General features: G+C 71.2%; 21 protein-coding genes. 2 read left to right on the forward strand and 19 right to left on the reverse strand.

What is annotated here, in order from left to right; all coding sequences use genetic code 11:
- Positions 1–177: 177 nt before the first annotated feature.
- From aroB to ABEB00_RS09595, 13 genes are all read right to left on the reverse strand, one after another.
- Complete coding sequence (gene aroB / locus ABEB00_RS09535) at positions 178–1,791, reverse strand: 3-dehydroquinate synthase (protein WP_425586468.1); 1,614 nt, start codon at positions 1,789–1,791, stop codon at positions 178–180.
- A 29-nt stretch (positions 1,792–1,820) separates the two neighbouring features.
- A complete protein-coding gene (gene aroC / locus ABEB00_RS09540; RefSeq protein ID WP_345618746.1) occupies positions 1,821–3,005 on the reverse strand; it encodes a chorismate synthase in 1,185 nt (394 codons plus the stop codon).
- Between the two features lie 199 nt (positions 3,006–3,204).
- Positions 3,205–4,044 carry a shikimate dehydrogenase gene (locus tag ABEB00_RS09545; RefSeq protein ID WP_345618748.1) on the reverse strand — a complete coding sequence of 280 codons (840 nt, stop codon included), beginning with the start codon at positions 4,042–4,044 and terminating at the stop codon, positions 3,205–3,207.
- Entirely contained in the window at positions 4,025–5,800 is a 1,776-nt protein-coding gene (gene mltG, locus ABEB00_RS09550; protein ID WP_345618749.1) for an endolytic transglycosylase MltG, read from the reverse strand. Before mltG ends, ABEB00_RS09545 begins: the two co-directional genes overlap by 20 nt.
- Before the next feature lie 123 nt (positions 5,801–5,923).
- The gene (gene ruvX / locus ABEB00_RS09555) at positions 5,924–6,388 is read right to left on the reverse strand and encodes a Holliday junction resolvase RuvX (protein ID WP_345618865.1); all 465 of its coding nucleotides are present in this window, start codon (positions 6,386–6,388) and stop codon (positions 5,924–5,926) included.
- Between the two features lie 23 nt (positions 6,389–6,411).
- Entirely contained in the window at positions 6,412–9,084 is a 2,673-nt protein-coding gene (gene alaS, locus ABEB00_RS09560; protein ID WP_345618751.1) for an alanine--tRNA ligase, read from the reverse strand.
- Positions 9,084–9,434 carry a hypothetical protein gene (locus ABEB00_RS09565; protein ID WP_345618752.1) on the reverse strand — a complete coding sequence of 117 codons (351 nt, stop codon included), beginning with the start codon at positions 9,432–9,434 and terminating at the stop codon, positions 9,084–9,086. The genes alaS and ABEB00_RS09565 overlap by 1 nt, the downstream gene beginning before the upstream one ends.
- Before the next feature lie 7 nt (positions 9,435–9,441).
- Positions 9,442–9,912: a DUF948 domain-containing protein gene (locus tag ABEB00_RS09570; protein WP_345618754.1), complete on the reverse strand. Its 471-nt coding sequence runs from the start codon at positions 9,910–9,912 to the stop codon at positions 9,442–9,444.
- 169 nt (positions 9,913–10,081) lie between these two features.
- The gene (gene rpsD, locus ABEB00_RS09575) at positions 10,082–10,696 is read right to left on the reverse strand and encodes a 30S ribosomal protein S4 (RefSeq protein ID WP_345618756.1); all 615 of its coding nucleotides are present in this window, start codon (positions 10,694–10,696) and stop codon (positions 10,082–10,084) included.
- 296 nt (positions 10,697–10,992) lie between these two features.
- A complete protein-coding gene (locus ABEB00_RS09580; protein WP_345618758.1) occupies positions 10,993–12,348 on the reverse strand; it encodes a replication-associated recombination protein A in 1,356 nt (451 codons plus the stop codon).
- Between the two features lie 50 nt (positions 12,349–12,398).
- Positions 12,399–13,058: a vitamin K epoxide reductase family protein gene (locus ABEB00_RS09585; protein WP_345618760.1), complete on the reverse strand. Its 660-nt coding sequence runs from the start codon at positions 13,056–13,058 to the stop codon at positions 12,399–12,401.
- Positions 13,059–13,237: 179 nt separating this feature from the next.
- On the reverse strand, positions 13,238–14,500 hold the full coding sequence (gene hisS / locus ABEB00_RS09590) for a histidine--tRNA ligase (RefSeq protein ID WP_345618761.1): 1,263 nt from the start codon (positions 14,498–14,500) through the stop codon (positions 13,238–13,240).
- 13 nt (positions 14,501–14,513) lie between these two features.
- A complete protein-coding gene (locus ABEB00_RS09595) occupies positions 14,514–15,224 on the reverse strand; it encodes an MBL fold metallo-hydrolase (protein ID WP_345618762.1) in 711 nt (236 codons plus the stop codon).
- Between the two features lie 179 nt (positions 15,225–15,403).
- Here ABEB00_RS09595 and ABEB00_RS09600 point away from each other — a divergent pair, with 179 nt between their 5' ends.
- Both ABEB00_RS09600 and ABEB00_RS09605 read left to right on the forward strand, forming a co-directional pair.
- A complete protein-coding gene (locus ABEB00_RS09600) occupies positions 15,404–16,225 on the forward strand; it encodes a peptidylprolyl isomerase (protein WP_345618763.1) in 822 nt (273 codons plus the stop codon).
- 136 nt (positions 16,226–16,361) lie between these two features.
- Positions 16,362–17,591 (forward strand): DUF349 domain-containing protein, encoded by a 1,230-nt coding sequence (locus tag ABEB00_RS09605; RefSeq protein ID WP_345618764.1) that lies wholly within the window; start codon positions 16,362–16,364, stop codon positions 17,589–17,591.
- A 73-nt stretch (positions 17,592–17,664) separates the two neighbouring features.
- Here the strand turns inward: ABEB00_RS09605 and relA are convergent, their stop codons facing one another.
- The 6 genes from relA to ruvB form a co-directional block, all read right to left on the reverse strand.
- On the reverse strand, positions 17,665–20,220 hold the full coding sequence (gene relA, locus ABEB00_RS09610) for a GTP pyrophosphokinase (RefSeq protein WP_345618765.1): 2,556 nt from the start codon (positions 20,218–20,220) through the stop codon (positions 17,665–17,667).
- A gap of 229 nt (positions 20,221–20,449) precedes the next feature.
- Positions 20,450–20,989 (reverse strand): adenine phosphoribosyltransferase, encoded by a 540-nt coding sequence (locus ABEB00_RS09615; RefSeq protein WP_345618766.1) that lies wholly within the window; start codon positions 20,987–20,989, stop codon positions 20,450–20,452.
- Complete coding sequence (gene secF / locus ABEB00_RS09620) at positions 20,986–22,119, reverse strand: protein translocase subunit SecF (protein WP_345618768.1); 1,134 nt, start codon at positions 22,117–22,119, stop codon at positions 20,986–20,988. The genes ABEB00_RS09615 and secF overlap by 4 nt, the downstream gene beginning before the upstream one ends.
- A gap of 3 nt (positions 22,120–22,122) precedes the next feature.
- Positions 22,123–23,907 (reverse strand): protein translocase subunit SecD, encoded by a 1,785-nt coding sequence (gene secD, locus ABEB00_RS09625; RefSeq protein ID WP_345618770.1) that lies wholly within the window; start codon positions 23,905–23,907, stop codon positions 22,123–22,125.
- A gap of 132 nt (positions 23,908–24,039) precedes the next feature.
- A complete protein-coding gene (gene yajC / locus ABEB00_RS09630) occupies positions 24,040–24,555 on the reverse strand; it encodes a preprotein translocase subunit YajC (protein WP_345618771.1) in 516 nt (171 codons plus the stop codon).
- 175 nt (positions 24,556–24,730) lie between these two features.
- Positions 24,731–25,801, reverse strand: coding sequence for a Holliday junction branch migration DNA helicase RuvB (gene ruvB / locus ABEB00_RS09635; protein ID WP_345618772.1), 1,071 nt, complete (start codon positions 25,799–25,801; stop codon positions 24,731–24,733).
- Positions 25,802–25,812: the final 11 nt, after the last annotated feature.

The raw sequence follows: 25,812 nt of genomic DNA on the forward strand, positions 1-25,812 counted from the left end.
ACTCCGGCGCGCCCCTTCGGCTCACTCACCACGGGGGATGGGCGCTGACGACGGGGCGGCGGGCCCCGCTGTCGCTACCGAACGGTACCGCCCCCGGCCGTCGTTTGGTGAACGGCCGGGGGCGGTGTGAAGTGCCCGGTGGAGAAGGCGAATCGGGCGGAAGGTACGCCCGGGTACCTACTGGCCCACTTCGCCGTAGGCGGCGAGGAGGACGGCGGGGTCGGGGCCCTCCAGGACGGTGGGCTTGGCCAGGCCGTCCAGGACGATGAAACGCAGCAGGTCGCCGCGGGACTTCTTGTCCAGCCTCATGTTCTCCAGCAGCTTGGGCCACTGGTCGTGCCGGTAGTGCAGCGGCAGCCCGACCGCTTCGAGGACCGAGCGGTGCCGGTCGGCCGTGGCGTCGTCCAGGCGGCCCGCGAGCCGGCCCAGCTCGGCGGCGAAGTGCATGCCGACCGAGACGGCGGCGCCGTGGCGCCACTTGTAGCGCTCGTTCTTCTCGATGGCGTGGCCGAGGGTGTGGCCGTAGTTGAGGATCTCCCGCGGGCCCTCTTCCCTCAGGTCGGCGGAGACGACCTCGGCCTTGACCCGGATGGAACGCTCGATCAGCTCGGCGGTGTGCGGGCCGGCCGGGGTGCGGGCCGCCTCGGGGTCGGACTCGATCAGGTCGAGGATCACCGGGTCGGCGATGAAGCCGCACTTGATGACCTCGGCGAGCCCGGAGACGTAGTCGTGGACCGCGAGCGAGTCCAGCGCGGCGAGGTCGCAGAGCACGCCGACGGGCGGGTGGAAGGCGCCGACGAGGTTCTTGCCCTCGGCGGTGTTGATGCCGGTCTTGCCGCCGACGGCCGCGTCGACCATGGCCAGCACGGTGGTGGGCACGGCGATCCAGCGCACGCCGCGCAGCCAGGACGCGGCGACGAATCCGGCCACGTCCGTGGTGGCGCCGCCGCCCACGCCGACGACGGCGTCGGTGCGGGTGAACCCGGACTGGCCGAGCGCCTTCCAGCAGTAGGCGGCGACCTCGGCGGTCTTGGCCTCCTCCGCGTTGGGCACCTGGACGGCGATCGCGTCGTAGCCCTGCTCGGCGAGGTCGGCGCGCAGGGCGTCGCCGGTCTCGGCGAGCGCCTCGGGATGGATCACCGCGACCCGCTTGGCCTTCGGCCCGATCAGTCCGGCCAGCTCGCCGAGGAGCTGACGGCCCACCAGTACCTCGTAGGAGTCCCGGCCGGCGGTGCCGCCGATCCGGATCCTTGTCACACCGTTCGTCATGGCGTCCTCCGGCCGGGGGTCCGGGGGCTGCTCCCCGGGGGATACGGTCCGCGACCGAAGTGCGTCGAGGGCGGCCCGGGTGACCTCTTCGGGCGTACGGCCGTCGGTCGCGACGACGGCCGTGGCGAGGGACTCGTACAGGTGGCGCCTGGCCTCCATCAGCTCCCGCCACTGCTTGCGGGGGTTGACCGCGAGCAGCGGGCGGGCGGTGTTGAGGCCGGTGCGCCTGACCGCCTCCTCGACGTCCATCGAGAGGTAGACGACGCGGTGCCCGGCGAGCAGGGCGCGCACCTCCGCGTCCAGCACGGCGCCGCCGCCGAGCGAGAGGACACCGGTGTGCTCGGCCAGCGCCCGCCGCACCGCCCGCTTCTCGATCGCCCGGAAGGCCTCCTCGCCCTCGTCGACGAAGATCTCGGCGATGGTGCGGCCCTGCTCCGCGACGATGTCCCCGTCGGTGTCCCGGTAGCCGGTCCCGAGCCGCTCGGCGAGCAGCGCGCCGACCGTCGACTTGCCGACGCCCATCGGCCCGACCAGGACGATCAGGAGCGGGTTCACCGGATGGCCAGCGCGTCGAGGTACGAGGTGACGTTGCGCCGGGTCTCGGGCACGCTGTCGCCGGCGAACTTCTCGGCGACCGCGTCCGCGAGGACGAGCGCGACCATGGCCTCCGCGACGATGCCGGCCGCCGGCACGGCACAGACGTCGGAGCGCTGGTGGTGGGCGGCGGTGGCCTCGCCGGTGGCGACGTCGATCGTCCGCAGGGCGTGCGGCACGGTCGCGATCGGCTTCATGGCCGCCCGCACCCGCAGCAGTTCGCCGGTGGACAGGCCGCCCTCGGTGCCGCCGGAGCGGCCGGAGGTCCGCTTGACGCCCTCGGGGGTGGCGACGATCTCGTCGTGCGCCTTCGAACCCGGCACCCGGGCCAGGTCGAAGCCGTCGCCGACCTCGACACCCTTGATGGCCTGGATGCCCATGAGGGCGGCGGCCAGCCGGGCGTCCAGCCGGCGGTCCCAGTGCACGTGCGAGCCCAGACCCACCGGCACGCCGTAGGCCAGCACCTCGACCACACCGCCCAGGGTGTCGCCGTCCTTGTGGGCCTGGTCGATCTCGGCGACCATCGCGGCCGAGGCGTCCGCGTCCAGACAGCGCACCGGGTCGGCGTCGAGCCGCGCCACGTCCGCCGGGGCCGGCAGCACACCGCGGGGCGCCTTCGCGGCGGCCAGTTCCACGACGTGGCTGACGATCTCGATGCCGGCCGTCTCCTTGAGGTAGGACCGGGCCACCGCGCCGAGCGCGACCCGGGCCGCGGTCTCCCGCGCGGAGGCACGCTCCAGGATCGGACGGGCCTCGTCGAAGCCGTACTTCTGCATGCCCGCGAGGTCGGCGTGGCCGGGCCGGGGGCGGGTCAGCGGGGCGTTGCGGGCCAGCCCGGCCAGGATCTCCGGGTCGACCGGGTCACCGGACATCACCTGCTCCCACTTGGGCCACTCGGTGTTGCCCACCATGACCGCGACCGGGGAGCCCATGGTGAGACCGTGCCGGACCCCGCCGAGGAAGGTGACCTCGTCCCGTTCGAACTTCATCCGAGCGCCGCGCCCATAGCCGAGCCGCCGCCGCGCCAGGTGGTCCGCCACCATCTCCGTGGTGATCGGCACGCCGGCGGGAAGACCCTCCAGCGTCGCGACGAGTGCGGGACCGTGGGACTCCCCCGCGGTCAGCCAGCGCAACCTGCTCAACGGTGCTCCTCAGTGCTCGCGCCCTGTGCCATCACGGCGCGAGCAGGGTGCGCGGCCCTGATCCGCCGGCCCCAATCCTCCCATGTCCATCTGTGCGGCCCGGGCGGCGGTCCACCAACCGGACAGCGGGCCGCCACCCGGGGGCCGCGGCTCGGGCCGGACCGTCCCCTTCCGGCCCGCTGTGCGAGCCGGACAGCGCTCAGCGTTGCGCGAGCGCCCGCTCCCCCGCGATGCGCATGGCGGCGAGCGGGGCCGGGGACCGGCCCGTCATCTGCTCCACCTGGAGCACCGCCTGGTGCAGCAGCAGGTCGAGTCCGCTGACCACGGCCCCGCCGTACGCCGCCCAGCGGGCGGCGAGCGCGGTCGGCCAGGGCTCGTACAGCACGTCGAAGAGGGTGCTGGGCCGCCCGGGGACGGCGGCGGCGAGGGCGTCGGTCGCGCCGGCCGGCGTGGTGGCCACGACCAGCGGGGCGCGCAGCGCCTCCGCGGCCCGCGCCCAGTCCACGACGCGGACCTCGGCGTCCAGCTTCTCGCCCCACCCGCGCATCTCGGCGGCGCGGGTCCGGCTGCGCACGTAGACGGTGATCTCGCCGGTGCAGATCCGGGCCAGCGCGGCGAGCGCGGAGGAGGCGGTGGCGCCGGCGCCCAGGATCGCCGCGCTCTCGGCCTTCTCGACGCCGTGCTCGCGCAGGGCGGCGACGATGCCCGGGATGTCGGTGTTGTCGCCGGTGGCGTGCCCGTCCGCGCTGAACACGACGGTGTTCACCGCGTCCACGGCGGCGGCGGTGGCGCTGACCTCGTCGAGCAGCGGCATCACGGCACGCTTCAGGGGCATGGTCAGCGACAGCCCCGCCCACTCGGGCCCGAGTTGCCCGAAGAAGCCCGGCAGCGCCTCCTCGTCCACGTCGAAGCGGTCGTACGTCCAGTCGGCCAGCCCCATCTCCGCGTACGCGGTGCGGTGCAGCACCGGGGAGAGGGAGTGGGCGATCGGGGAGCCGAGTACGGCTGCCCGGCGCGTGTCAGTTGCCCCTGCTGGCATTGAACTTGTCCTTGAGCCTTTCGAACTCGGCGTTCGTCTTGGCGAACTCGGTCTTCTCCACCCCGTCGGTGGCCACGAAGTAGATCCAGCCGTCGTCCGTGGGGTCCAGCGCCGCCTGGAGGGCCTCGTCACCGGGGTTGCCGATGGGTCCCGGCGGCAGGCCCTTGTTGGTGTACGTGTTGTACGGGTCCTTGTCGCTGTTGATCTCGGACTCGCTGATGTGGATGTCGCTCTGCTTCTTGGCGTAGTTGTACGTCGAGTCGAACTGGAGAAGCTGATTGGTTTCGGTGTTGGTGGTCTTCAGACGGTTGTAGACCACTTCGGACATCTTGCGGAAGTCGTCGTGGGTCTTGCCCTCGGCCTGCACCAGGCTCGCGACCGTCACGAGCTGCCACGGCCCCTCCAGCCCCAGCTCCTCCGCCTTCTGCGCGAACCCGAGCTCCTCGTACTTGTCGGCGGCCCGCGTCACCATCTGCTTGAGCACGTCCTTGGGCTTCTGCCCCTTGGCCACCGCGTAGCTGGAGGGGTAGAGGAAGCCTTCGAGCGGGTCCTTGACGTCCGCGTGGTTCAGCGCCCAGGCCGGCAGGCCGAGGTCCTTGTAGTCGCTTCTGGCGATCTTCGCGGTGGTGCCCTTGTCGACGTCGAGGCGTTTGTCGATCTCCTCGTAGACGACGACGTTCCGCCTGCCCTCGGCGATGATCAGGTTGTCCCGGCTCTTGGGGCTGAGCATCAGTTCGACCGCGCTCGCGGCCGACATCTCCTTCTGCAGGGTGTAGACGCCGTCCTGGATGCCCTTGGCGTCGGCGTTGCTCTGCACGGCGGAGATGAAGGCGTCGACGCTTCTGACGACACCCCTGCGCTTCAGCTCCTGGCCGATCACCGAGCCGCCGGCGCCCTTGGGGATGGTGACGGTCACCTGCTGGCCGTTGCCGTCGCCCGCGAAGTCCGGCGCGGAGCCGAACCGGTCCTGGTAGAACTGGTAGCCGAAATAGGCGACGCCGGCCGCTCCGCCCCCCAGCACCAGGCAGACGACGAGGCATGCACAACCGTTACGCCTCTTCTTGGGCTTGCCGCCCCGGCCGCGGCGGTCACCGCGCTCGCGACCGTCCCGCTCGTCCTCGTCCTCGCCGTCCTCGCCGTCCTCACCCGCGAAGAAGGCGTGTTCGCCCTGGTCCGGGCCCGGGTCCCAGTCGGCGCGCTCCGGCGCCGGTTCGGCGCGCCGACGGCCCGGCGGCTCCGGCGGCGGATAGGCGTCGGGCGTCCCGTAGAAGTCGGGCTGCTCGGCACCGGGGGCGCCGCCCTGCTGCGCGTACGGATCGGTGGGGTCGACGGGGTAGTGGGCCTGCGGCCCGGCGTCCGGAGCCCAGCCCCCGTTGTCGTACTGCTGTTCGTGCGGGGCCTGCGCCGCGTACTGGTGCTGGTGCTGGTGCTGGTCGTACTGCGGGGGGTACTGCCGCGCGTCCGGCTGGGGGTACTGCTGCGGGTCGTACTGCGGACCGTACTGCTGCTGGTCGTACTGCTGCTGCTGGTCATAGGCGTACTGCTGCCGGCCCTGGCCGTAGGCGCCCTGCCCGCCGTCGTTCCAGTCGCCGTACTGGCCCTGCTGCGCCTGCTGCGGGTTCTGCTGCTGCGGCTGGCCGCCGTACGGGGCCTGCGGGTCCGCCTGGGCCTGCTGACCTCCCCATCCGCCGTCCCCGTACAACGGGTCCTCGGGATGCCACGGTTCGGAGCCTTGGCCCCGGCCATACTCAGTCATCGGTCCCCTAGAGCCGCGAGGCGACGGTCAGCGCGGCTGGAGGGCCCGGCTTCCGTTCCGCCTCTCTCTGTGCGGTGGCTGTTCGAACACCACCGCATCGCGCGGAACGTTACCGTATCGCGATCAGATGACCACTTCGACGCCCTCACCGGGAGGATTACCTGACACTCGTTCGGATTCAAGTGCCTGTTGAAGGATGATCACAGCGGCGACCTGGTCGATGACGGACCGCCCCTTCTTGGCCTTCACCCCGGAGGCCCGCAGCCCCTGCCCCGCCGTCACGGTCGTCATCCGCTCGTCCAGGAGCCGGACCGGGACCGGGGCGATACGTCCCGCCAGCTCCTGGGCGAACCCCCGGACCTTGACCGCGGCCGGGCCCTCGCCCCCCTTGAGGGAGCGCGGGAGCCCGACGACGACCTCGATCGGTTCGTACTCCTCGACGAGCTGCGCCAGCCGGCGGTGGGCCGCCGGGACGTCCCGGCCGGGGACCGTCTCCACCGGGGTGGCGAGGATCCCGTCGGGGTCGCACGAGGCGACCCCGATGCGGGCGTCCCCGACGTCGATCGCGAGGCGGCGGCCGCGGCGCATCGCGGGGCCGGTTGCCGGATCGCTCACTTGGCGGTGTCCGCCACGAGCCGTTCGACCGCGGCCACGGCCTCGCCGATGGCGGCCGGGTGCTGGCCGCCGCCCTGGGCGACGTCCGGCTTGCCGCCACCGCCGCCGCCGAGGGTCTTGGCGGCCGCACGGACCAGTTCGCCGGCCTTGAGACCGCGCTCGCGGGCGGCCTCGTTGGTGGCGATGACCGTGAGCGGCTTGCCGCCCACGGTGGTGAACAGGGCCACCACGGCGGCCCGGCCGCCCTGGATGCGGCCGCGCACGTCGAGGACGAGCCTGCGCAGGTCGTCCGCGGTGGTGCCGTCCGGGACCTGGCCGGTGACGAGTGCGACGCCCTGGACGTCCTTGGCCGAGTCGGCCAGTCCTCCCGCGGCCTGCAGGACCTTCTCGGCGCGGAACTTCTCGATCTCCTTCTCGGCGTCCTTCAACTTGCCGAGCATGGCGGAGACCTTCTCCGGCAGTTCCTCCGGGCGGCCCTTGATCAGCTCCTGGAGCTGGGCGACGACCGTGTGCTCCCGGGCGAGGAAGTTGTAGGCGTCCACGCCGACCAAGGCCTCGATGCGGCGCACGCCCGAGCCGATGGAGGACTCGCCGAGCAGCTTGACCAGGCCGAGCTGGGCGGTGTTGTGCACATGGGTGCCGCCGCACAGCTCCTTGGAGAAGTCGCCGATGGTCACCACCCGCACCCGCTCGCCGTACTTCTCGCCGAACTCGGCGATGGCGCCCTGCTTCCTGGCCTCGTCGATGCCCATCACATCGGCGCGGACGTCGAGGTCGCGGGCGAGCACCTCGTTGATCTTCTGCTCGACGTCGGTCATCACGGCCGTGGGCACGGCGGCGGGCGAACCGAAGTCGAAGCGGAAGCGGCCGGGCTGGTTCTCGGAACCGGCCTGGGCGGCCGTCGGGCCGAGGGCGTCCCGCAGCGCCTGGTGGGTGAGGTGGGTGGCGGAGTGGGCGCGGGCGATGGCCGTGCGGCGCCGGTCGTCGATCGAGGCCAGGGCCTTGGCGCCGACGGTGACCTCACCGAACTGGACCACGCCCTTGTGGACGTACACCCCCGGGACCGGCTTCTGGCAGTCGCGGATCTCGATGACGGCGCCGGTGTCGACCTTGATCCGGCCGGTGTCGCCGATCTGGCCGCCGCCCTCGGCGTAGAAGGGGGTGCGGTCGAGGACGATCTCGACCTCGTCGCCCTCGGTGGCGGCCGGCGAGGAGGCGCCGTCGACCAGGATGCCGAGGATCGTGGACTCGCTCTCGGTGTCCGTGTAGCCGATGAAGTCGGTGGCACCGGCCTGGTCGGCGATCTCGCGGTAGGCGCCGGCGCCGGCGTGGCCGGTCTTCTTGGCCTGGGCGTCGGCCTTGGCGCGCTCCCGCTGCTCCTTCATCAGCCGGCGGAAGCCGTCCTCGTCCACGGTCAGGCCCTGCTCGGCGGCCATCTCCAGGGTGAGGTCGATCGGGAAGCCCCAGGTGTCGTGGAGCAGGAACGCCTTGTCGCCGGAGAGCACGCCGCCACCGGCGGCCTTGGTGTCGCCGACCGCGGTGTCCAGGATGTTGGTGCCGGCCTTCAGCGTCTTGAGGAAGGCGTTCTCCTCGGCGACGGCGACCTTCTCGATCCGCTCGCGGTCGGTGATCAGCTCGGGGTACTGCTGCCCCATCATCTCGATCACGACGTCGATCAGGTCCTTGGCGACCGGACCGGTGGCGCCGAGCAGCCGCATGTTGCGGATGGCGCGGCGCATGATGCGGCGCAGCACATAGCCGCGGCCCTCGTTGCCGGGGGTGACGCCGTCGCCGATGAGCATCACGGAGGTGCGCATGTGGTCGGTGACCACCCGCAGGGACACGTCCGAGGCGTGGGCGTCGCCGTAGGCCACACCGGTCAGCTCGGTGGCCCGCTCGATGACGGCCATCGAGGTGTCGATCTCGTACATGTTCTGCACGCCCTGCAGAATCATGGCGAGCCGCTCCAGGCCGAGCCCGGTGTCGATGTTCTTGCTCGGCAGGTCCCCGAGGATCTCGAAGTCCTCCTTGGACGTGCCCTCGCCCCGCTCGTACTGCATGAAGACGAGGTTCCAGATCTCCACGTACCGCTCGTCGTTGACGGCGGGGCCGCCCTCGACGCCGAAGTCGGGGCCGCGGTCGTAGTTGATCTCGGAACAGGGGCCGCAGGGGCCGGGGACGCCCATGGACCAGTAGTTGTCCTTCTTCCCCAGGCGCTGGATGCGCTCGGCGGGGACGCCCACGACGTCGCGCCAGATGCGCTCGGCCTCGTCGTCCTCCAGGTACACGGTGATCCACAGGCGCTCGGGGTCGAGGCCGTAACCGCCCTTGTCCTGGGCGCCGGTGAGCAGCTCCCAGGCGTACTTGATGGCGCCTTCCTTGAAGTAGTCGCCGAAGGAGAAGTTGCCGCACATCTGGAAGAAGGTGCCGTGCCGGGTGGTCTTGCCGACCTCTTCGATGTCGGGGGTGCGCACGCACTTCTGCACGCTGGTGGCGCGGTCGAAGGGCGGCTTGACGGCACCGAGGAAGTACGGCTTGAAGGGCACCATGCCCGCCGGGACCAGCAGCAGAGTCGGGTCGTCCGCGATGAGCGACGCCGAAGGCACGACGGTGTGCCCGCGCTCCTCGAAGAAGCTCAACCAGCGGCGGCGAATCTCGGCCGACTCCATCAGTGGTCCTCATTCCGGTTGTGCGTGTACGTCGTCCTGTCGAGGTACCGCGAGGTGTCGCGGTTCTCGATGGCGGTGTGGCGCCGGGGTGCGGGGAGTTCCCGGTCGACGGGGGCGCCGAGCCCGAGCGCGTCGTCCAGTTCGGCCTCCCGCTGGGCCATGTTGTCGCGGACGTCGAGGGCGAAGCCCACCGCGCGGTCCTTCAGCCGGCCGCCCGCCTCGACGGCCTTGTTCGCCGCGGCGACGGCGAGGTTGTCGGGCGTGAGCTGCTTCAGCTTGCGGTTGACCTTGGTGGTGGCCCACACTCCGGCGGCGACGCCGGAGGAGAACCAGAAGGTGCGACGGAACATTGCTGGATCAGTCCTTCTTCCGCTTCGCCCGTCGGGCCGCCGGGACCGTGCGGCCGACGATCACGGCGCGCCTCGACGGCTTGGCCGGTTCCTCTTCCTTGCGGCCGCTCATCGCCCTGCGTACCCCGTAGCCGAAGGCAGCGACCTTGACCAGGGGGCCGCCGAAGGTGGACGCCACGGTCGAGGAGAGCGCGGAGGCGTTCGACGTGACCTCCTGGACGTCGGAGGCGATCGCGTCGACCCGGTCGATCTGGGTCTGCGCCGAGCGCACCGCCGAGGAGGCGTCGGACAGCAGGGGGACGGCCCTGTCGGTCACGTCCGCCACGAGTTTGGTGGTCGCCTTGAGCGTCTGGGCCAGCCTCGCCAGTGCCACCGCGAGGAAGGAGACCAGAATCGCCCAGAAGACGGCCACCAGAATCCCGGCCACCTCTCCACCGGACACTGTGTGACACCCGCTCCCTGAAACGTGCCTGTACATCGGGAAAGTCGTGCACCGAGCCTATCGCGCCGGGGCTGGGGCTCCGTACCGGATTACGGTCCGCGGCGGCCCGGCCGGCGGCTGGGGGCGGGGCACGACGAAGCCCGCCGTCCCGCCCGCCCGGTGGGGGCGGGGAGACGGCGGGCCGGGGTACCGCGTCCGGCTGGGATCAGCGGGCGTAGTACTCGACGACGAGCTGCTCGTCGCAGATCACCGGGATCTCCTTGCGGTTCGGCTCACGGTCCAGGCGGAACGCCAGGGCCTTGAGGTTCACCTGCAGGTAGCGCGGGGTCTCGCCGTCGGGGGCGAAGCCGCCCTCACGGGCGATCTGGAAGAGCGTCTTGTCCTTGGAGCGGTCGCGGACCTGCACGACGTCGTCCGGGCGGACCCGGAAGGACGGCTTGTCGACCTTCTGGCCGTTGACCGCGATGTGGCCGTGGACGACCATCTGGCGGGCCTGGTAGATCGTGCGGGCGATGCCCGAGCGCAGGACCAGGGCGTCGAGACGGCGCTCCAGCTCCACGATCAGGGCCTCGCCGGTCTTGCCCTGGACCTTGGAGGCACGGTCGTAGGCGCGGACGAGCTGACGCTCGGAGACGTCGTACTGGGCACGCAGGCGCTGCTTCTCGAGCAGACGGACCTTGTAGTCCGAGTTCTGCTTGCGGCCGCGGCCGTGCTCGCCGGGCGGGTAGGGGCGAGCCTCGAAGTACTTGACGGCCTTCGGGGTCAGCGCGATGCCGAGGGCACGCGACTTCTTGACCTTGGGACGGGGCTGGTTAGCCACTGTCTGATCTCTTTTCTGAGGTTTCCGGCTTGTCAGGGTTGAGGGAGGTCGCATCCGCAGCCGGGGAGACCCGCCGGGTCCGCACGGGACCTGTCGGGCAGCCGCTCCCCTGGTCTGGGCACATACGTGCAGCACGCGAGTGGCCCACCGACCGTCTCCGGAACTCCGGGCGGTGGTGGGCTGCCCGCGACACCGATCGACGGTGCGCGACGCTCCTGGAACCCGCTGGGGGTTCCGGCTGGGTGTCCCGTTCTGACGGCACGGGACTCAGCACTCCGGGGGATTCTACAGGGCGCTCAGGACCGCTTGCGACCGAGGTGCTTCCGGGTCCACTCGACGGCGTCCGCGTACCGTGCCTCGCCGCCGTGCCGGGTCGGGGTGTAGTACTCGCGGTCCTTCAGGGAGTCCGGGGCGTACTGCTGGGCGGCGATGCCCTCGGGCACGTCGTGCGGGTAGACGTAGCCCTGGCCGTGGCCGAGCTTGCCCGCGCCCTTGTAGTGGCTGTCGCGCAGGGCGGCCGGGACGGCGCCGGCGTGCCCCTTGCGCACGTCCTCCAGGGCGGCGCCGATCGCCGTGGTCGCGGCGTTGGACTTCGGCGCGAGGGCCAGGGCGATGGTGGTGTGGCTGAGGGTGAGGGCGGCCTCGGGGAAACCGATCATGGCGACGGCCTGGGCGGCGGCGACCGCGAGCGGCAGGGCGCCGGGGTCGGCGAGGCCGATGTCCTCGCTGGCGGAGATCATCAGGCGGCGGGCGATGAAACGGGGGTCCTCGCCGGCCTCGATCATGCGGGCCAGGTAGTGCAGGGCGGCGTCGACGTCGGAGCCGCGGATGGACTTGATGAGGGCGCTGGCCACGTCGTAGTGCTGGTCGCCGTCGCGGTCGTACTTCACCGCCGCCCGGTCGACCGTCTCCTCCAGCGTCTCCAGCGAGATCTCGGCCTCGTCCTTGTCGAGCGCGGCCCCGGCGGCGGCCTCCAGGGCGGTCAGGGCCCGGCGGGCGTCCCCGCCGGCGATGCGCAGCAGGTGGTCCTCGGTGTCCGCGGGGAGCGCGACGGCGCCCTTCAGGCCGCGCTCGTCGCTCAGGGCGCGGCGCAGCAGGCCGCGGACGTCGTCGTCGGTGAGGGGTTCGAGGGTGAGCAGGAGCGAGCGGGAGAGCAGGGGCGAGATCACCGAGAAGTACGGGTTCTCGGTGGTCGCGGCGATCAGGGTGACCCAGCGGTTCTCGACGGCCGGGAGCAGGGAGTCCTGCTGGGCCTTGCTGAAGCGGTGGATCTCGTCGAGGAAGAGGACGGTCTCCTTGCCGTACCCGCCGACCGCCCGGCGGGCGCCGTCGATGACCGCGCGGACCTCCTTGACGCCCGCGGTGATCGCCGACAGTTCCACGAAGCGCTTCTCGGTGGCCTTGGAGACGACGTACGCCAGGGTGGTCTTGCCGGTGCCGGGCGGCCCCCACAGGATCACCGAGGAGGGGCCGGCCGGGCCCGAGGAGCCCTCGCCGACGAGTCTGCGCAAGGGGGAGCCGGGCTTCAGCAGGTGCTGCTGGCCGACGACCTCGTCGAGGGCGCGCGGACGCATCCGGACGGCCAGCGGGCTGCCGGCGGGGTCCTTCTCCTGGCGTTCTTCTGCTGCGGCGGTGAACAAATCGGGCTCCACGTCGAGAACCCTAAGTCACCGCACCGACAACGCGGCGGGCGCCGTCGGGGTCAGCTCGTCCAGAAGTCCCACCAGCGAGTGAGGATCATCATGCCGATGATGCCGATGTGCAGCACCGGCAGGACCCAGGTGAACTCGCCGAAGAAGCCGCGCAGCCAGGCCGGCCCGGGCAGGAAGCCCTTGCGGACGTTGAAGGAGGTCACGTACCAGAACATGATGATCGTGGCGACCCAGGCGAGGCAGCACCACAGGCACAGGGCGTTGATCCGGTACAGCGACTGGAACTGCAGCCAGGTGCAGAAGCCGACGCCGAAGAGCGTGCCCGCGTTGAAGGTGAGCCAGTACCAGCGCGGGAACCGGGCCCGGGCGAGCAGGCTCATGCCGACGCAGATCACGATGCCGTAGCAGACCAGGCCGAGCACGGGGTTGGGGAAGCCGAAGACGGACGCCTGGTCGCTCTCCATCACGCTGCCGCAGGAGACGACCGGGTTCAGGCTGCACCCGGGGGTGAAGGTGGTGCCGGCGACCTTGGCCTCGAGCAGCTTGAACTTGTCGAGGGTGATGACCCAGGCGGCGAGCACTCCGGCCGCGCCCGTGATCACCAGCAGCAGCGCGAGGGCGCGGCTGCCGCCCTCGGCGTGCGGGGTGGCGACGGGCTCCGCGGGGGGCTCGTGCGCCGCGGAGACGTCCTGCACTGTCGTCCTACTCATCACGCCGGTTCCGTCACTGGAGGCTGGACCTGCTTCGGGCAGGCCCATTGTGCCGTAAACATGGCGGTCCCGGCCGTTCGACGGAGATAAGGAAGTGCGTGCGGGGGCCTTCCGGGGCGGTTTCGGCCGACGCCCGTTCCCGTGCGGTACAGGTGAACGGGCGTCGGCCGTGCGGCGGCTCAGCCGAGCCGCGACTCCAGTTCGGCCACGATCTCGTTGACGCCGATCGCGCTCTGATCGCCGGACTCCATGTCCTTGAGCTGGACGACGCCCTCGGCGAGGTCGCGTTCACCGGCGACGATCGCATAGCGCGCGCCGCTGCGGTGGGCGTTCTTCATGGCGCCCTTGAGGCCCTTGGAGCCGTAGGAGAAGTCGGCGGCGACGCCGTTCTTGCGCAACTCGGTGACCTTGGCGAACAGGACCCGGCGGGCCTCCTCGCCGAGCGGCACCGCGAAGACGGCGGACGCGGCGGGCAGGTCCAGCTCGACGCCCTCCGCCGCCAGGGCGAGGACGGTGCGGTCGACGCCGAGGGCCCAGCCGACGGAGGGCAGCGCGGGGCCGCCGATCATCTCGGAGAGGCCGTCGTACCGGCCGCCGCCGCCCACCGCGGACTGCGCGCCCAGGCCGTCGTGGACGAACTCGAAGGTGGTGCGGGTGTAGTAGTCCAGGCCGCGCACCAGCCTCGGGTCGTCCTCGAAGGTGACGCCGGCCGCCGTGATCAGGTCCCGGACCTCCTCGTGGTACGCCTTGCAGGCGTCGCAGAGGTAGTCGCGCAGCAGCGGGGCGCCGGTGAGCTGCTCGCGCACCTGCGGGCGCTTGTCGTCGAGGACGCGCAGCGGGTTGATCTCGGCCCGGCGCAACGTCTCCTCGTCCAGGTCCAGGCCGCGCAGGAAGTCCTGGAGCGCCGCGCGGTAGACCGGGCGGCACTCCTGGTCGCCCAGGCTGTTGAGCAGGATGCGGAACTCGCGCAGGCCGAGCGAGCGGTACGCCTGGTCGGCCAGGATGATCAGTTCGGCGTCGAGGGCCGGGTCCTGCGCGCCGATCGCCTCGGCGCCGACCTGCGAGAAGTGGCGGTAACGGCCCTTCTGCGGGCGCTCGTAGCGGTAGTACGAGCCCGAGTACCAGAGCTTGACCGGGAGGTTGCCCGTCTTGTGCAGGTTGGCCTCCAGGGCGGCGCGCAGCACGGAGGCGGTGCCCTCGGGGCGCAGGGCGAGCCGGTCGCCGCCCTTGGTCTCGAAGGCGTACATCTCCTTGGTGACGATGTCGGTGGACTCGCCGACACCGCGGGCGAACAGTTCGACGCTCTCGAAGCCGGGCGTCTCGATGTAGCCGTAGCCGGAGTCGCGCAGCGGGGCGGCGATCGCCTCGCGGACGGCCAGGTAGGTGGCGGAGTCCGGCGGGATCAGGTCGTACGTGCCCTTGGGGGCCTTGAAGGTGCTCACGGGAGGTCTCTCGTCACATTCCTCGTCGGGGAGCTTCGTCGGTCGCTCCCTGGCCGGCCGCCGCCTGCCGCAGATACGGGTTGGCGGCGCGTTCTTGGCCGATGGTCGTCTGGGGGCCGTGGCCGGACAGCACCACGGTCGAGTCGTCGAGCGGCAGGCACACGCGTGCCAGCGAGCCGAGCAGTTCGGCCGCGTCGCCGCCGGGCAGGTCGGTGCGTCCGACGGAGCCGGCGAAGAGCAGGTCGCCCGAGAAGAGGACCGGCGGGATGTCCGCGGCCTCGGGCAGCCCGAACGTCACCGACCCCTTGGTATGGCCCGGCGCGTGGGCGACGGTCAGCTCCAGACCGGCCAGCTCCAGCCGGGCGCCGTCGGTCAGCTCCCGGACGTCGTCCGGCTCCCCCACGCTCAACTCGCCCATCAGCGGCATCCCGATGGACCGTCCGAGGCCCTTCTCGGGGTCGCTCATCATGAACCGGTCGGCGGGGTGGATCCAGGCCGGGACGCCGTGCGCGCCGCAGACCGGGACGACCGAGGCCACGTGGTCGATGTGGCCGTGGGTGAGGACGACGGCCACGGGCTTGAGCCGATGCTTCTTCAGCGTCTCCTCGACTCCCTGGGCGGCCTGGTGGCCGGGGTCGATGATCACGCACTCCTCACCGACGGCGGGGGCGACGAGGTAACAGTTCGTCCCCCAGGCCCCGGCGGGGAACCCGGCAATGAGCACGATCGTCCTTCGTTGTGTCGATACGGGTGGCTTGTGAACGGGCTGCGCCCTGGTCAGAGCCTACCGGCGGTGCCGATTCCTCAGCGAACCCATATACGGTACGGGGCTACACGCAGGCGGTCGGTCCAGGCACGCACAGGTACCGGTCGGCACCCGAAGAGGCATGAGGAGAGAACCCGGTGGTCAGCCAGGAGCAGCGGCGGCGTCAGCTCGCCCGGGAGAAGTTCTTGCGCCAGCAGCAGCGGCGCACCTCCGCACGACGCAAGGCGCGCACGCGCAACGCGGTGATCGCGTCGGTGCTCGGCGTGGTGGTGGTGGGCAGCCTGGCGCTGTACACGACCGGAACCCTCAAGGGGGACGACGACAAGTCCGACGCCGCCGCCGAGGCGACCCCGAGCGCGGCGGCGAGCAGCAAGGCGCCCGATCCGTGCGACAAGCCCGCCGCGGGCAAGGTCAAGACGGCGACGTGGAAGAAGGAACCGGCGGTCACCATCGACAAGTCGGCCGACCACACGATGAAGCTGGCCACGACGTGCGGCGAGATCGACATCGCGCTGAAGACGGCCGCGGCGCCGCACACGGTCAACTCCTTCAGTTTTCTGGCCGGAAAGGGTTACTTCGACCACACGAAGTGTCACCGGCTGACGACCAACGGCATCTACGTGCTGCAGTGCGGCGACCCGACCGGGCAGGGCACCGGCGGCCCCGGTTACACGATCCCGGACGAGAACCTGAAGGACAAAACCCTGAAGGACAACGTCTATCCGGCGGGTACGGTCGCGATGGCCAACACCGGTCAGGCGAACAGCGGGGGCAGCCAGTTCTTCCTGGTCTACCAGGACAGCCAGTTGCCGCCCAGCTACACGCCGTTCGGCACGATCTCGGACGGTGGCATGAAGGTGCTCAAGAAGATCGCCGCCGCAGGTGAGAGCACCGGCGCGGGCGACGGGGCGCCCAATGCGACGGTCGTGATCGACAAGGCGACGGTCACCGGATCCTGAGGCGCCGCCCGCGTAATCTCGGTCGTGCGGGATGCGGACAGGCCGCCCGCCGGTCGCCTATGTTGGCGGTGACGAAACTGTGGACGATGCCCGGGGGTGCTGACGCCTCCCGCAGGCATCATGTGGAGGAGGCGCTGTGAGCGGCGACCCGTGGGGCCGTGTCGACGAGACGGGGACCGTGTACGTGCGTACGGCCGACGGCGAGCAGGTGGTCGGTTCCTGGCAGGCCGGCTCCCCCGATGAGGCGCTGGCCTACTTCGAGCGCAAGTACGAGGGCCTGAAGGTCGAGATCGGCCTCCTCGAGAAGCGGGTGAAGACCACCGACCTGTCGGCGAAGGACGCCCAGGCCGCGATCGACCACCTGCGCGAGCAGGTGGTCGCGCACCACGCGGTCGGCGACCTGGCGGCCCTCGGGGTCCGGCTGGACAAGCTGGTGGAGCTGGTCGAGACGCGGCGCGAGGAGCGCAAGGCGCAGCGGGCGAAGCAGTCCGACGAGGCCCGCCGGGCCAAGGAGGACCTGGTCACCGAGGCCGAGGAGCTGGCCGCGTCCGACCAGTGGCGCTCGGCCGGTGAGCGGCTGCGGGCGCTGGTGGACATCTGGAAGGGGCTGCCGCGTCTGGACCGCAAGTCCGACGACGAGCTGTGGCACCGCTTCTCGCATGCGCGCTCGGCGTTCTCCAAGCGGCGCAAGCAGCACTTCGCCCAGCTCGACGCGCAGCGCGAGGACGCCCGCAAGACCAAGGAACGGCTGGTCACCGAGGCCGAGGCGCTGTCGGGCTCGACCGACTGGGGCACCACGGCCGCGCGCTACCGCGAGCTGATGGCCGACTGGAAGGCGGCCGGCCGGGCCCAGCGCGAGCACGAGGACGACCTGTGGAACCGCTTCCGCGGCGCCCAGGACGTCTTCTTCGCCGCGCGGGGCTCGGTCTTCGCCGAGCGGGACGCGGAGCAGTCCGAGAACCTCAAGCTCAAGGAGGAGCTGGCCGAGGAGGCCGAGAAGCTCCTGCCGGTGACGGATCTGAAGGCGTCCCGCGCCGCGTTCCGTACGCTCAACGAGCGCTGGGAGGCGATCGGGCATGTGCCGCGCGACGCCCGGCCGAAGATCGAGGGCCGGATGCAGGCGGTCGAGCGGGCGCTGCAGGAGGCCGAGGAGACGGAGTGGCGCCGGAGCAACCCGGAGGCGCGCGCGCGTGCCGCGGGTCTGACCGGTCAGCTCCAGTCGGCCGTGGACAAGCTGCGTGGCCAGATCGACACCGCGCGCGGCCAGGGCAACACCGCCCGCGCGGAGAAGCTGGAGCGTGAGCTGGAGGGCCGCCAGGCCCTGCTGGACCAGGCGCTGAAGGGGCTCCACGAGTTCGGCGGCTGAGTTCCGCGACGGTACGACGGGAGCGGCCCCCGGTGTCGGACACCGGGGGCCGCTTTCGTCGTGGTGCGGGGTGCTACGAGGGCCTGCGCGCCGATGTCACCCGGTACACGTCGTAGACGCCCTCCACGCCGCGTACGGCCTTCAGGACGTGCCCGAGGTGCTTGGGGTCGCCCATCTCGAAGGTGAAGCGGGAGGTGGCGACGCGGTCCCGGGAGGTCTGGACGGCCGCGGAGAGGATGTTGACGTGCTGGTCGGACAGGACGCGGGTGACGTCCGACAGCAGCCGGGAGCGGTCCAGCGCCTCGACCTGGATGGCGACCAGGAAGACCGAGGACTGGGTGGGCGCCCACTCGACCTCCAGGATGCGCTCGGGCTCGCGGGAGAGCGAGTCCACGTTGACGCAGTCGCTGCGGTGGACCGAGACGCCGCTGCCGCGGGTGACGAAACCGATGACCGGGTCGCCGGGGACGGGCGTGCAGCACCGGGCCAGCTTGACCCAGACGTCGTCGACGCCCTTGACGACGACGCCCGGATCGGCGTTGCTGCGGCGCTTGCGGCCGCGGCCGTGCGACGGGACCGACTCGTCGATCTCCTCGGTGGCCGCCTCCTCGCCGCCGAGGGCCTGCACGAGCTTCTGCACGATGTTCTGCGCGGAGACGTGGCCCTCGCCGATCGCCGCGTACAGGGCGGAGATGTCGGAGTAGCGCATCTCGTGCGCGAGGGTGACCAGGGAGTCGCCGGTCAGGATGCGCTGGATAGGCAGGTTCTGCTTGCGCATGGCCCGGACGATGGCGTCCTTGCCCTGCTCTATGGCCTCGTCGCGGCGCTCCTTGGAGAACCAGGCCCGGATCTTGTTCCGGGCGCGCGGCGACTTCACGAAGCCGAGCCAGTCGCGGGAGGGTCCCGCGCCGGCCGCCTTGGAGGTGAAGACCTCCACCAGGTCGCCGTTGTCCAGGGTCGACTCCAGCGGCACCAGGCGCCCGTTGACCCGGGCTCCTATGGTGCGGTGACCGACCTCGGTGTGGACGGCGTAGGAGAAGTCGACCGGGGTGGCGCCGGCGGGCAGCGCTATGACGTCGCCCTTGGGGGTGAAGACGAAGACCTCGTTGCGGGAGAGGTCGAAGCGCAGCGATTCCAGGAACTCGCTGGGGTCCTCGGTCTCCTTCTGCCAGTCCAGGAGCTGGCGCAGCCACGCCATGTCGTTGAGGTGGTCGTCCTTGCCGGTGGAGCGGGGCGAGTCGGAGCGCACCTTGGAGGCGCCGGCCACGGCCTCCTGCTTGTACTTCCAGTGCGCGGCGATGCCGTACTCCGCGCGGCGGTGCATGTCGAAGGTGCGGATCTGCAGCTCGACCGGCTTGCCGCTGGGCCCGATGACCGTCGTGTGCAGCGACTGGTACATGTTGAACTTGGGCATCGCGATGTAGTCCTTGAACCGCCCCGGAACCGGGTTCCAGCGGGCGTGGACCGTGCCGAGCGCCGCGTAGCAGTCGCGGACGGTGTCCACCAGGACGCGGATGCCGACCAGGTCGTAGATCTCCGCGAAGTCCCGGCCGCGGACGATCATCTTCTGGTAGACGCTGTAGTAGTGCTTCGGGCGGCCGGTGACGGTCGCCTTGATCCGGGCCGCGCGCAGGTCCTGCTGCACCTCGTCGGTGACGACGGTCAGGTATTCGTCGCGCTTGGGGGCGCGCTCGGCGACCAAGCGGACGATCTCGTCGTACATCTTGGGGTAGAGGATCGCGAAGGCGAGGTCCTCCAGCTCCCACTTGATGGTGTTCATGCCCAGGCGGTGGGCGAGCGGCGCGTAGATCTCCAGGGTCTCGCGCGCCTTCTTCTCCTGCTTCTCGCGCTTGAGGTAGCGCATGGTGCGCATGTTGTGCAGGCGGTCGGCGAGCTTGATGACCAGGACCCGCGGGTCCTTGGCCATGGCGACGACCATCTTGCGCACCGTCTCGGCCTGCGCGGCCTCGCCGAACTTGACCTTGTCCAGCTTGGTGACGCCGTCGACGAGGAGGGCGACGACGTCGCCGAAGTCGCGGCGCAGGTCCTCCAGGCCGTACTCGGTGTCCTCGACCGTGTCGTGCAGCAGCCCGGCCATGAGGGTGGCCGGGTCCATGCCCAGCTCGGCGAGGATGGTGGTGACGGCGAGCGGGTGGGTGATGTACGGGTCGCCGCTCTTGCGCTTCTGGCCGCGGTGCCAGCGCTCGGCGACCTGGTAGGCGCGCTCGATCTGGCGGAGCGTGGCGGTCTCGATCTTGGGGTCGTTGCCGCGGACTATCCGCAGCAGCGGCTCCAGGACCGGGTTGTAGGGGTTGGCGCGCTGGACGCCGAGCCGGGCCAGCCGGGCGCGGACGCGGTTGGAGGAGCCGGAGCGCACGGGCGGGCTCACGGGCGCGCGGACCACGGGCGCGTTGGTGGGCCGCTCGGCGGCGGAGCTGCCGGGACCGGCGGGGGACGGCTTGGGGCGTACCTGCTGGTCGGCGGGCTTGTCGACGGGCGTGGCCTGGGTGTGCCGGAGCGCGCCGCGGCTGTCGTTCGTCGCGTGCGGCGTGCTCGGCGCGGGCTTCGCCGCGGCCGCCGAGGCGGACTCGGGCTTGGCGGCGGTCAGTGGCTGGGCCTCGTCTGGCAAGAGGACTCCTCGTGCGCGATCCGGGTGCCCGGGTCGGGTTCCGGAAACCCCATGGTAGCGATCCCTGGTCCGGGGCTCGCTCCCAGGACGGGGTGCGGGCCGGTGTACGGGCCGGTGTGAGAGCGGTCAACAGGAGAAACAGCGGAGGCGGGCGCCGGATTCCTCCGGGCCCGCCCCCTTTGCCGGTGAGCCGTCCCCGCAGGGGGGTGCCGGCCGCCGCGTACGGGTCCTAGACGGTGAGCAGCGCCTCCAGGGGAGCCCCGTCCAGGGCGGGCTCCAGACGGGCGCGCCCGTCGAGGAAGCCCAGCTCCATCAGGACGGCGAGGCCCGCGACGCGCGCGCCCGCCCGGCGGATCAGCGCCACGGACGCCTCCGCGGTGCCGCCGGTGGCCAGGACGTCGTCGACGACCAGCACACGGTCGTCGGCGCTCAGGTCCTCGGCGTGGATCTCGATCTCGGCGGAGCCGTACTCCAGGTCGTACGACTGGGCCAGGGTCGCTCCGGGGAGCTTGCCCGCCTTGCGTACGGGGATGAAGCCGAGGCCGGCCCGGACGGCGACCGGGGCGCCCAGGATGAAGCCCCGGGCCTCCAGGCCGACGACCTTGGTGGCGCCGGTGCGCGCGGCGATCTCCGCCAGGGCGTCGGTGAGCGCCGTGAACGCGGCCGGATCGGCCAGGAGCGGGGTGATGTCCTTGAACATCACGCCCGGCTCCGGGTAGTCCGGCACGTCCCGGATACGGCTGAGCAGAAGCTCTCGTACGTCGGTCATCGGCGCTTCCCCGACGGCCGGCCGCGGCCCCTGGTGCGGGACGCGGGCTGGTTGCGGGGGCCGACGACCAGGGGTCCGTCGTCCCCTTGGCCGTCCGGCTCGTCCGCGTACGGCCCGTCGTCCTCGGGGGCGCCGGCCTCCGGGGACTCGCCCCTGGCGGCGGCCTGGGCCCGCTTGGCGAGCACCCGCTTCTTGAGCGCCTTCATCCGCGGCTCGCGCTCCTTGAGGTCGGCGACGAGCGGCGTGGCGATGAAGATCGAGGAGTACGCGCCGGCCGCGAGACCGACGAAGAGCGAGAGCGAGATGTCGTTCAGCATGCCGGCGCCGAGAACACCGCCACCGATGAAGAGCAGGCCGCCGACCGGCAGCAGCGCGACCACGGTGGTGTTGATCGAGCGGACCAGGGTGCTGTTGATCGACCGGTTGGCGACCTCGGCATAGGTCCAGCGGCTCTGCTTGGTGATGTCCCGCGCCTGTTCCTTGAGGCTGTCGAAGACGACCACCGTGTCGTACAGCGAGTAGCCGAGGATGGTCAGCAGACCGATCACCGTGCCCGGTGTGACCTCGAAGCCGACGAGGGCGTAGATGCCCACGGTGATGGTGATGTCGTGGATCAGCGCGACGAAGGCGGCCAGTGCCATCCGCCACTCGAACGCGATCGCCAGATAGATCACCACCAGGATCAGGAAGATCCCGAGGCCCTGCCACGCCTTGTTGGCGATCTGGTCACCCCAACTGGGGCCGACCAGTTCGGCGTTGATCGACTCGGTGTCGACCTTCAGGTCCTTGGAGAGCTGTTCCTGGATCTTGTTCGACTGGTCGGTGTCGATACCGGCGATCTGGATGCGCAGACTGCCGTCGCCGAGCTTCTGGACGAGGGCGTCGTGGCCGGACGCCTCCTCCGCGTACGTCTCCGCCTGGCTGACCGAGACGCTGGTGCTCTTCGGGGTGTTGAAGACGGCACCGCCCTGGAACTCGATGCCCATGTGCAGGCCCCGCACCGCCAGGCCGACGATGGCCGTGATGGTGATCAGGATCGAGATGCTGTACCAGATCTTGCGGTTCTTGACGAAGTCGTAGCCGACCTCGCCGTGGTGCAGCCGGGCGCCGAGGTTGCCGAGCTTCGACATCTCTCACGCCTCCTTCGGGTCGACGGGGCCAGCGGGGCGGGGAGAGCGGGTGCGCCGCAGCGGCGGCTTGGCGCCGAGGCTCTTCGGGTCGAGGCCGGACCACTTGTGGCCGCTCGCGAAGAACTTGCGGCGGGCCATCAGCGTCAGCAGCGGCTTGGTGAAGAGGAACACCACGACGACGTCGAGGACCGTGGTCAGACCGAGGGTGAAGGCGAAGCCCTGGACCTTGCCGACGGTGACGATGAAGAGCACCGCGGCGGCCAGGAACGACACGAAGTCGGAGACCAGGATGGTGCGCCGGGCGCGCGGCCAGCCCCGCTCGACGGCCGGTCGCAGCGAGCGGCCCTCCCGGATCTCGTCGCGGACGCGTTCGAAGTACACGATGAACGAGTCCGCGGTGATACCGATGGCGACGATGGCCCCGCAGACGGCCGGCAGGTTCAGCGCGAAGCCGATGGCCGGGCCCAGCAGCGCCATGATCACGTAGGTGAGGGCCGCGGAGACCAGCAGCGAGGCGACGGCGATGAACGACAGGCCGCGGTAGTACACCAGCAGGTAGAGGACGACCAGGGCGAGACCGATCGCGCCGGCGATCAGACCCGCGTGGAGCTGGTCACCGCCGAGGGCGGCGGTGACGGTGGTGACGCTGTCCTCCTTGAAGCTCAGCGGCAGCGCGCCGTAGGACAGCACGTTGGCGAGGTTCTGCGCCTCGTCCTGCGTGAAGCTTCCGGAGATCTCGGCGTTGCCGCCGGTCAGCGCCTGGCTGACGTACGGGTCGGAGACGACCTCGTTGTCCAGGACGATCGCGAACTGGTTCTGCGGGGACTGGTTCTGCGCCAGCTTGCCGGTGATGTCCGCGAACTTCTTGGTGCCGCCGCCGGTGAAGTCCATCGTGACGGTCCAGCCGGCCGCGGTCTGCGTGTTGAAGACCGCCGAGGCCTTGTCGACGTCCGTGCCGTCGACCTCGGCCGGGCCGAGCACGTACTTCTGCCACTGGCCCTGCGCGTTCTGACCGCAGGCCAGCGTGGTGTCGGTGGGCTTGGCGCCCTCGCCGGCCTTGGCGCGGGCCGAGGCGTCGGTGCAGTCGAGCGCGGTGTAGGCGGCCTGGAGCTTGCTGTCGGCGTCACTGGCCGGGGCCGAGGCGCTCGGGGACGCGGAGGCGGCGGCCGAGGCGCTCGCGGAACCGGTCGCCGACGGCGTGGGGTCGGCCTTCAGGGCGTCGGTGAGCGCACGGCCCTGGCTCGTGGCGCTCGCCGAGGGGCTGGTGGAGGACGACGCGCTCTCGTCCCCCTCGGTGGCCTTGTCCGTGGCCTTGTCCGTGGCCTCTTCGCCGGCGCTCTCGGAGGCGCTCGCCGAGGGGCTGGCCGTCGCGGCGGCGCCGGAGACCTCGGTGGCGAGGACCGGCCGGAAGTAGAGCTTGGCGGTGGTGCCGACCTGTTCTCGGGCGTCCTTGGAGTTCGTCCCCTTGGGAATGTTGACGATGATGTTCCGGCTGCCCTGGGTCTGCACCTCGGCCTCGGAGACACCCAGACCGTTGACCCGGCGTTCCATGATCTCGACCGCGGTGTCCATGTTGGTCTTGTTGATCGCGGAAGCCTGGCCGGGCTCCGAGACGGCCCGGAGCGTGATGCTCGTGCCGCCGGCCAGGTCGATGCCGAGACGCGGAGTGGTGTGCCCGGAGACGAACATCCCTCCGGTGAGCGCCACGATGGCGATCAGGATCAGGGCCAGCGAGCGCCCCGGCTTGCTCTGGGCGCTCGCGTTCCGGCCCTTTTTAGGTGCTGCCACCTTCTCGTACTCCCTCTCGGGCCGCCTCGCGCCGCATCGGCGCACCGACGGCCATGACATGGTGTCGGGATCCCGCGGGAACCGCGCATGTCCGAGAGCGCGCGGGGACGCCCCGCGCGCCCTGGGGCACGGCTACTTCGCCTCGGAGTCGCCCTCGGACTTCTTCGGCTGCTCGACCGGCTTCGCCTCGGCGGCGGGCTCGACGTCGACGACGGGCTCGGCGAGGGGCTCGGCGACGGGCTCGACGGCCGCGTCCTTCTTGCCCAGCTCGACCTTGTCACCGGCGGCGGGCGCGGCGGCGTCGGTCCCGGTGAGGGAGGAGGCGTCGTCCGGGACGAGGTCCTCGTCGGACTTCAGGTCGTGCTCGACGCCGTGGACGATGCGGTTGTACTCGTCGTCGGTCAGCACCGCGCCGATGGAGTTCTTGGCGAAGAGCAGGTCGACGCCCGGACCGGCGTCGAGCAGGACGGTCTCCTCGTTGACCTCCTTGACCGTGCCGTACATGCCCCCGATGGTGCGGACGCCCGAGCCGGGCTGCATCTCGTTCCGCATGTTGGCGGCCTGTTGCTGCTTCTTCTTCGCCGACCGGGTCATCAGGAACATGGCCCCGATGAGCACGATGAACGGGAGGAGGGTCACGAGACTCACGGGTCGGTACTTCCTTCACACGACCGCGAGGTGAGCGGCCTGATGGTTGGGGGTTTCGTACGCCGTCGGCAAGGGCGGCATCGGCGGAGTCTAAGCGAGTCCGCGCGCAGGGAACAACGCTCAGCATGGCACCGGGGTTCCCCCGCGGGCCAATGCGCGCGCCGTCACGGAGCTGTCACGCCCCGAACAAGTCTCCTTGTCCGTTTCCTGCGGTCCCCGAGCGGGGCGGGGTCAGGCCGAGGTGCGCCCAGGCGGCGGGAGTGGCGACCCGGCCGCGCGGGGTGCGGGCGAGCAGGCCCTCGCGGACCAGGAACGGCTCGGCCACCTCCTCGACCGTCTCCCGCTCCTCCCCCACCGCCACCGCGAGGGTGGACAGGCCGACCGGTCCGCCGCCGAACAGCTTCAGCAGGGCGCGCAGCACGGCGCGGTCCAGGCGGTCCAGGCCGCGGGCGTCGACCTCGTAGACGGCCAGGGCCGCCGCGGCGATCTCCCGGTCGATCACTCCGTCGGCCTTGACCTGCGCGTAGTCGCGCACCCGGCGCAGCAGGCGGTTGGCGATGCGGGGGGTGCCGCGGGAGCGGCCGGCCACCTCGGCGGCGCCGGCCGCGTCGATCTCGACGTCGAGGAGGCTCGCCGAGCGGTGCACGACCCGCTCCAGCTCGGCGGGCTCGTAGAACTCCATGTGGGCGGTGAAGCCGAAGCGGTCGCGCAGCGGGGGCGGCAGCAGGCCGGCCCGGGTGGTGGCGCCCACCAGGGTGAAGGGGGGCAGTTCGAGGGGGATGGCGGTGGCGCCGGGGCCCTTGCCGACGATGACGTCGACGCGGAAGTCCTCCATCGCCATGTAGAGCATCTCCTCGGCGGGCCGGGACATGCGGTGGATCTCGTCGAGGAAGAAGACTTCACCCTCCTGGAGGGAGGAGAGGATCGCCGCGAGGTCGCCGGCGTGCTGGATGGCGGGGCCGGAGGTGATGCGGATGGGGGCGCCCATCTCGGCGGCGATGATCATCGAGAGGGTGGTCTTGCCGAGGCCGGGGGCGCCGGAGAGCAGTACGTGGTCGGCGGTGGCGCCGCGGGCGCGGGCGGCGCGGAGCACCAGGTCGAGCTGTTCGCGGACCTTCTCCTGGCCGATGAACTCGCCCAGGTCCTTGGGGCGCAGGGCGGCCTCGACGGCCTGTTCCTCGCCGTCCGCGGCCGCGGCGACGAGCCGCTCGGCGGCGGCGTCGTCGGGCGTGTCGTCCCAGTTCATGTGGTGTGCCT

It is taken from the genome of Streptomyces ziwulingensis, assembly GCF_039542605.1.
GTDB classification, from domain to species: Bacteria; Actinomycetota; Actinomycetes; order Streptomycetales; family Streptomycetaceae; genus Streptomyces; species Streptomyces ziwulingensis.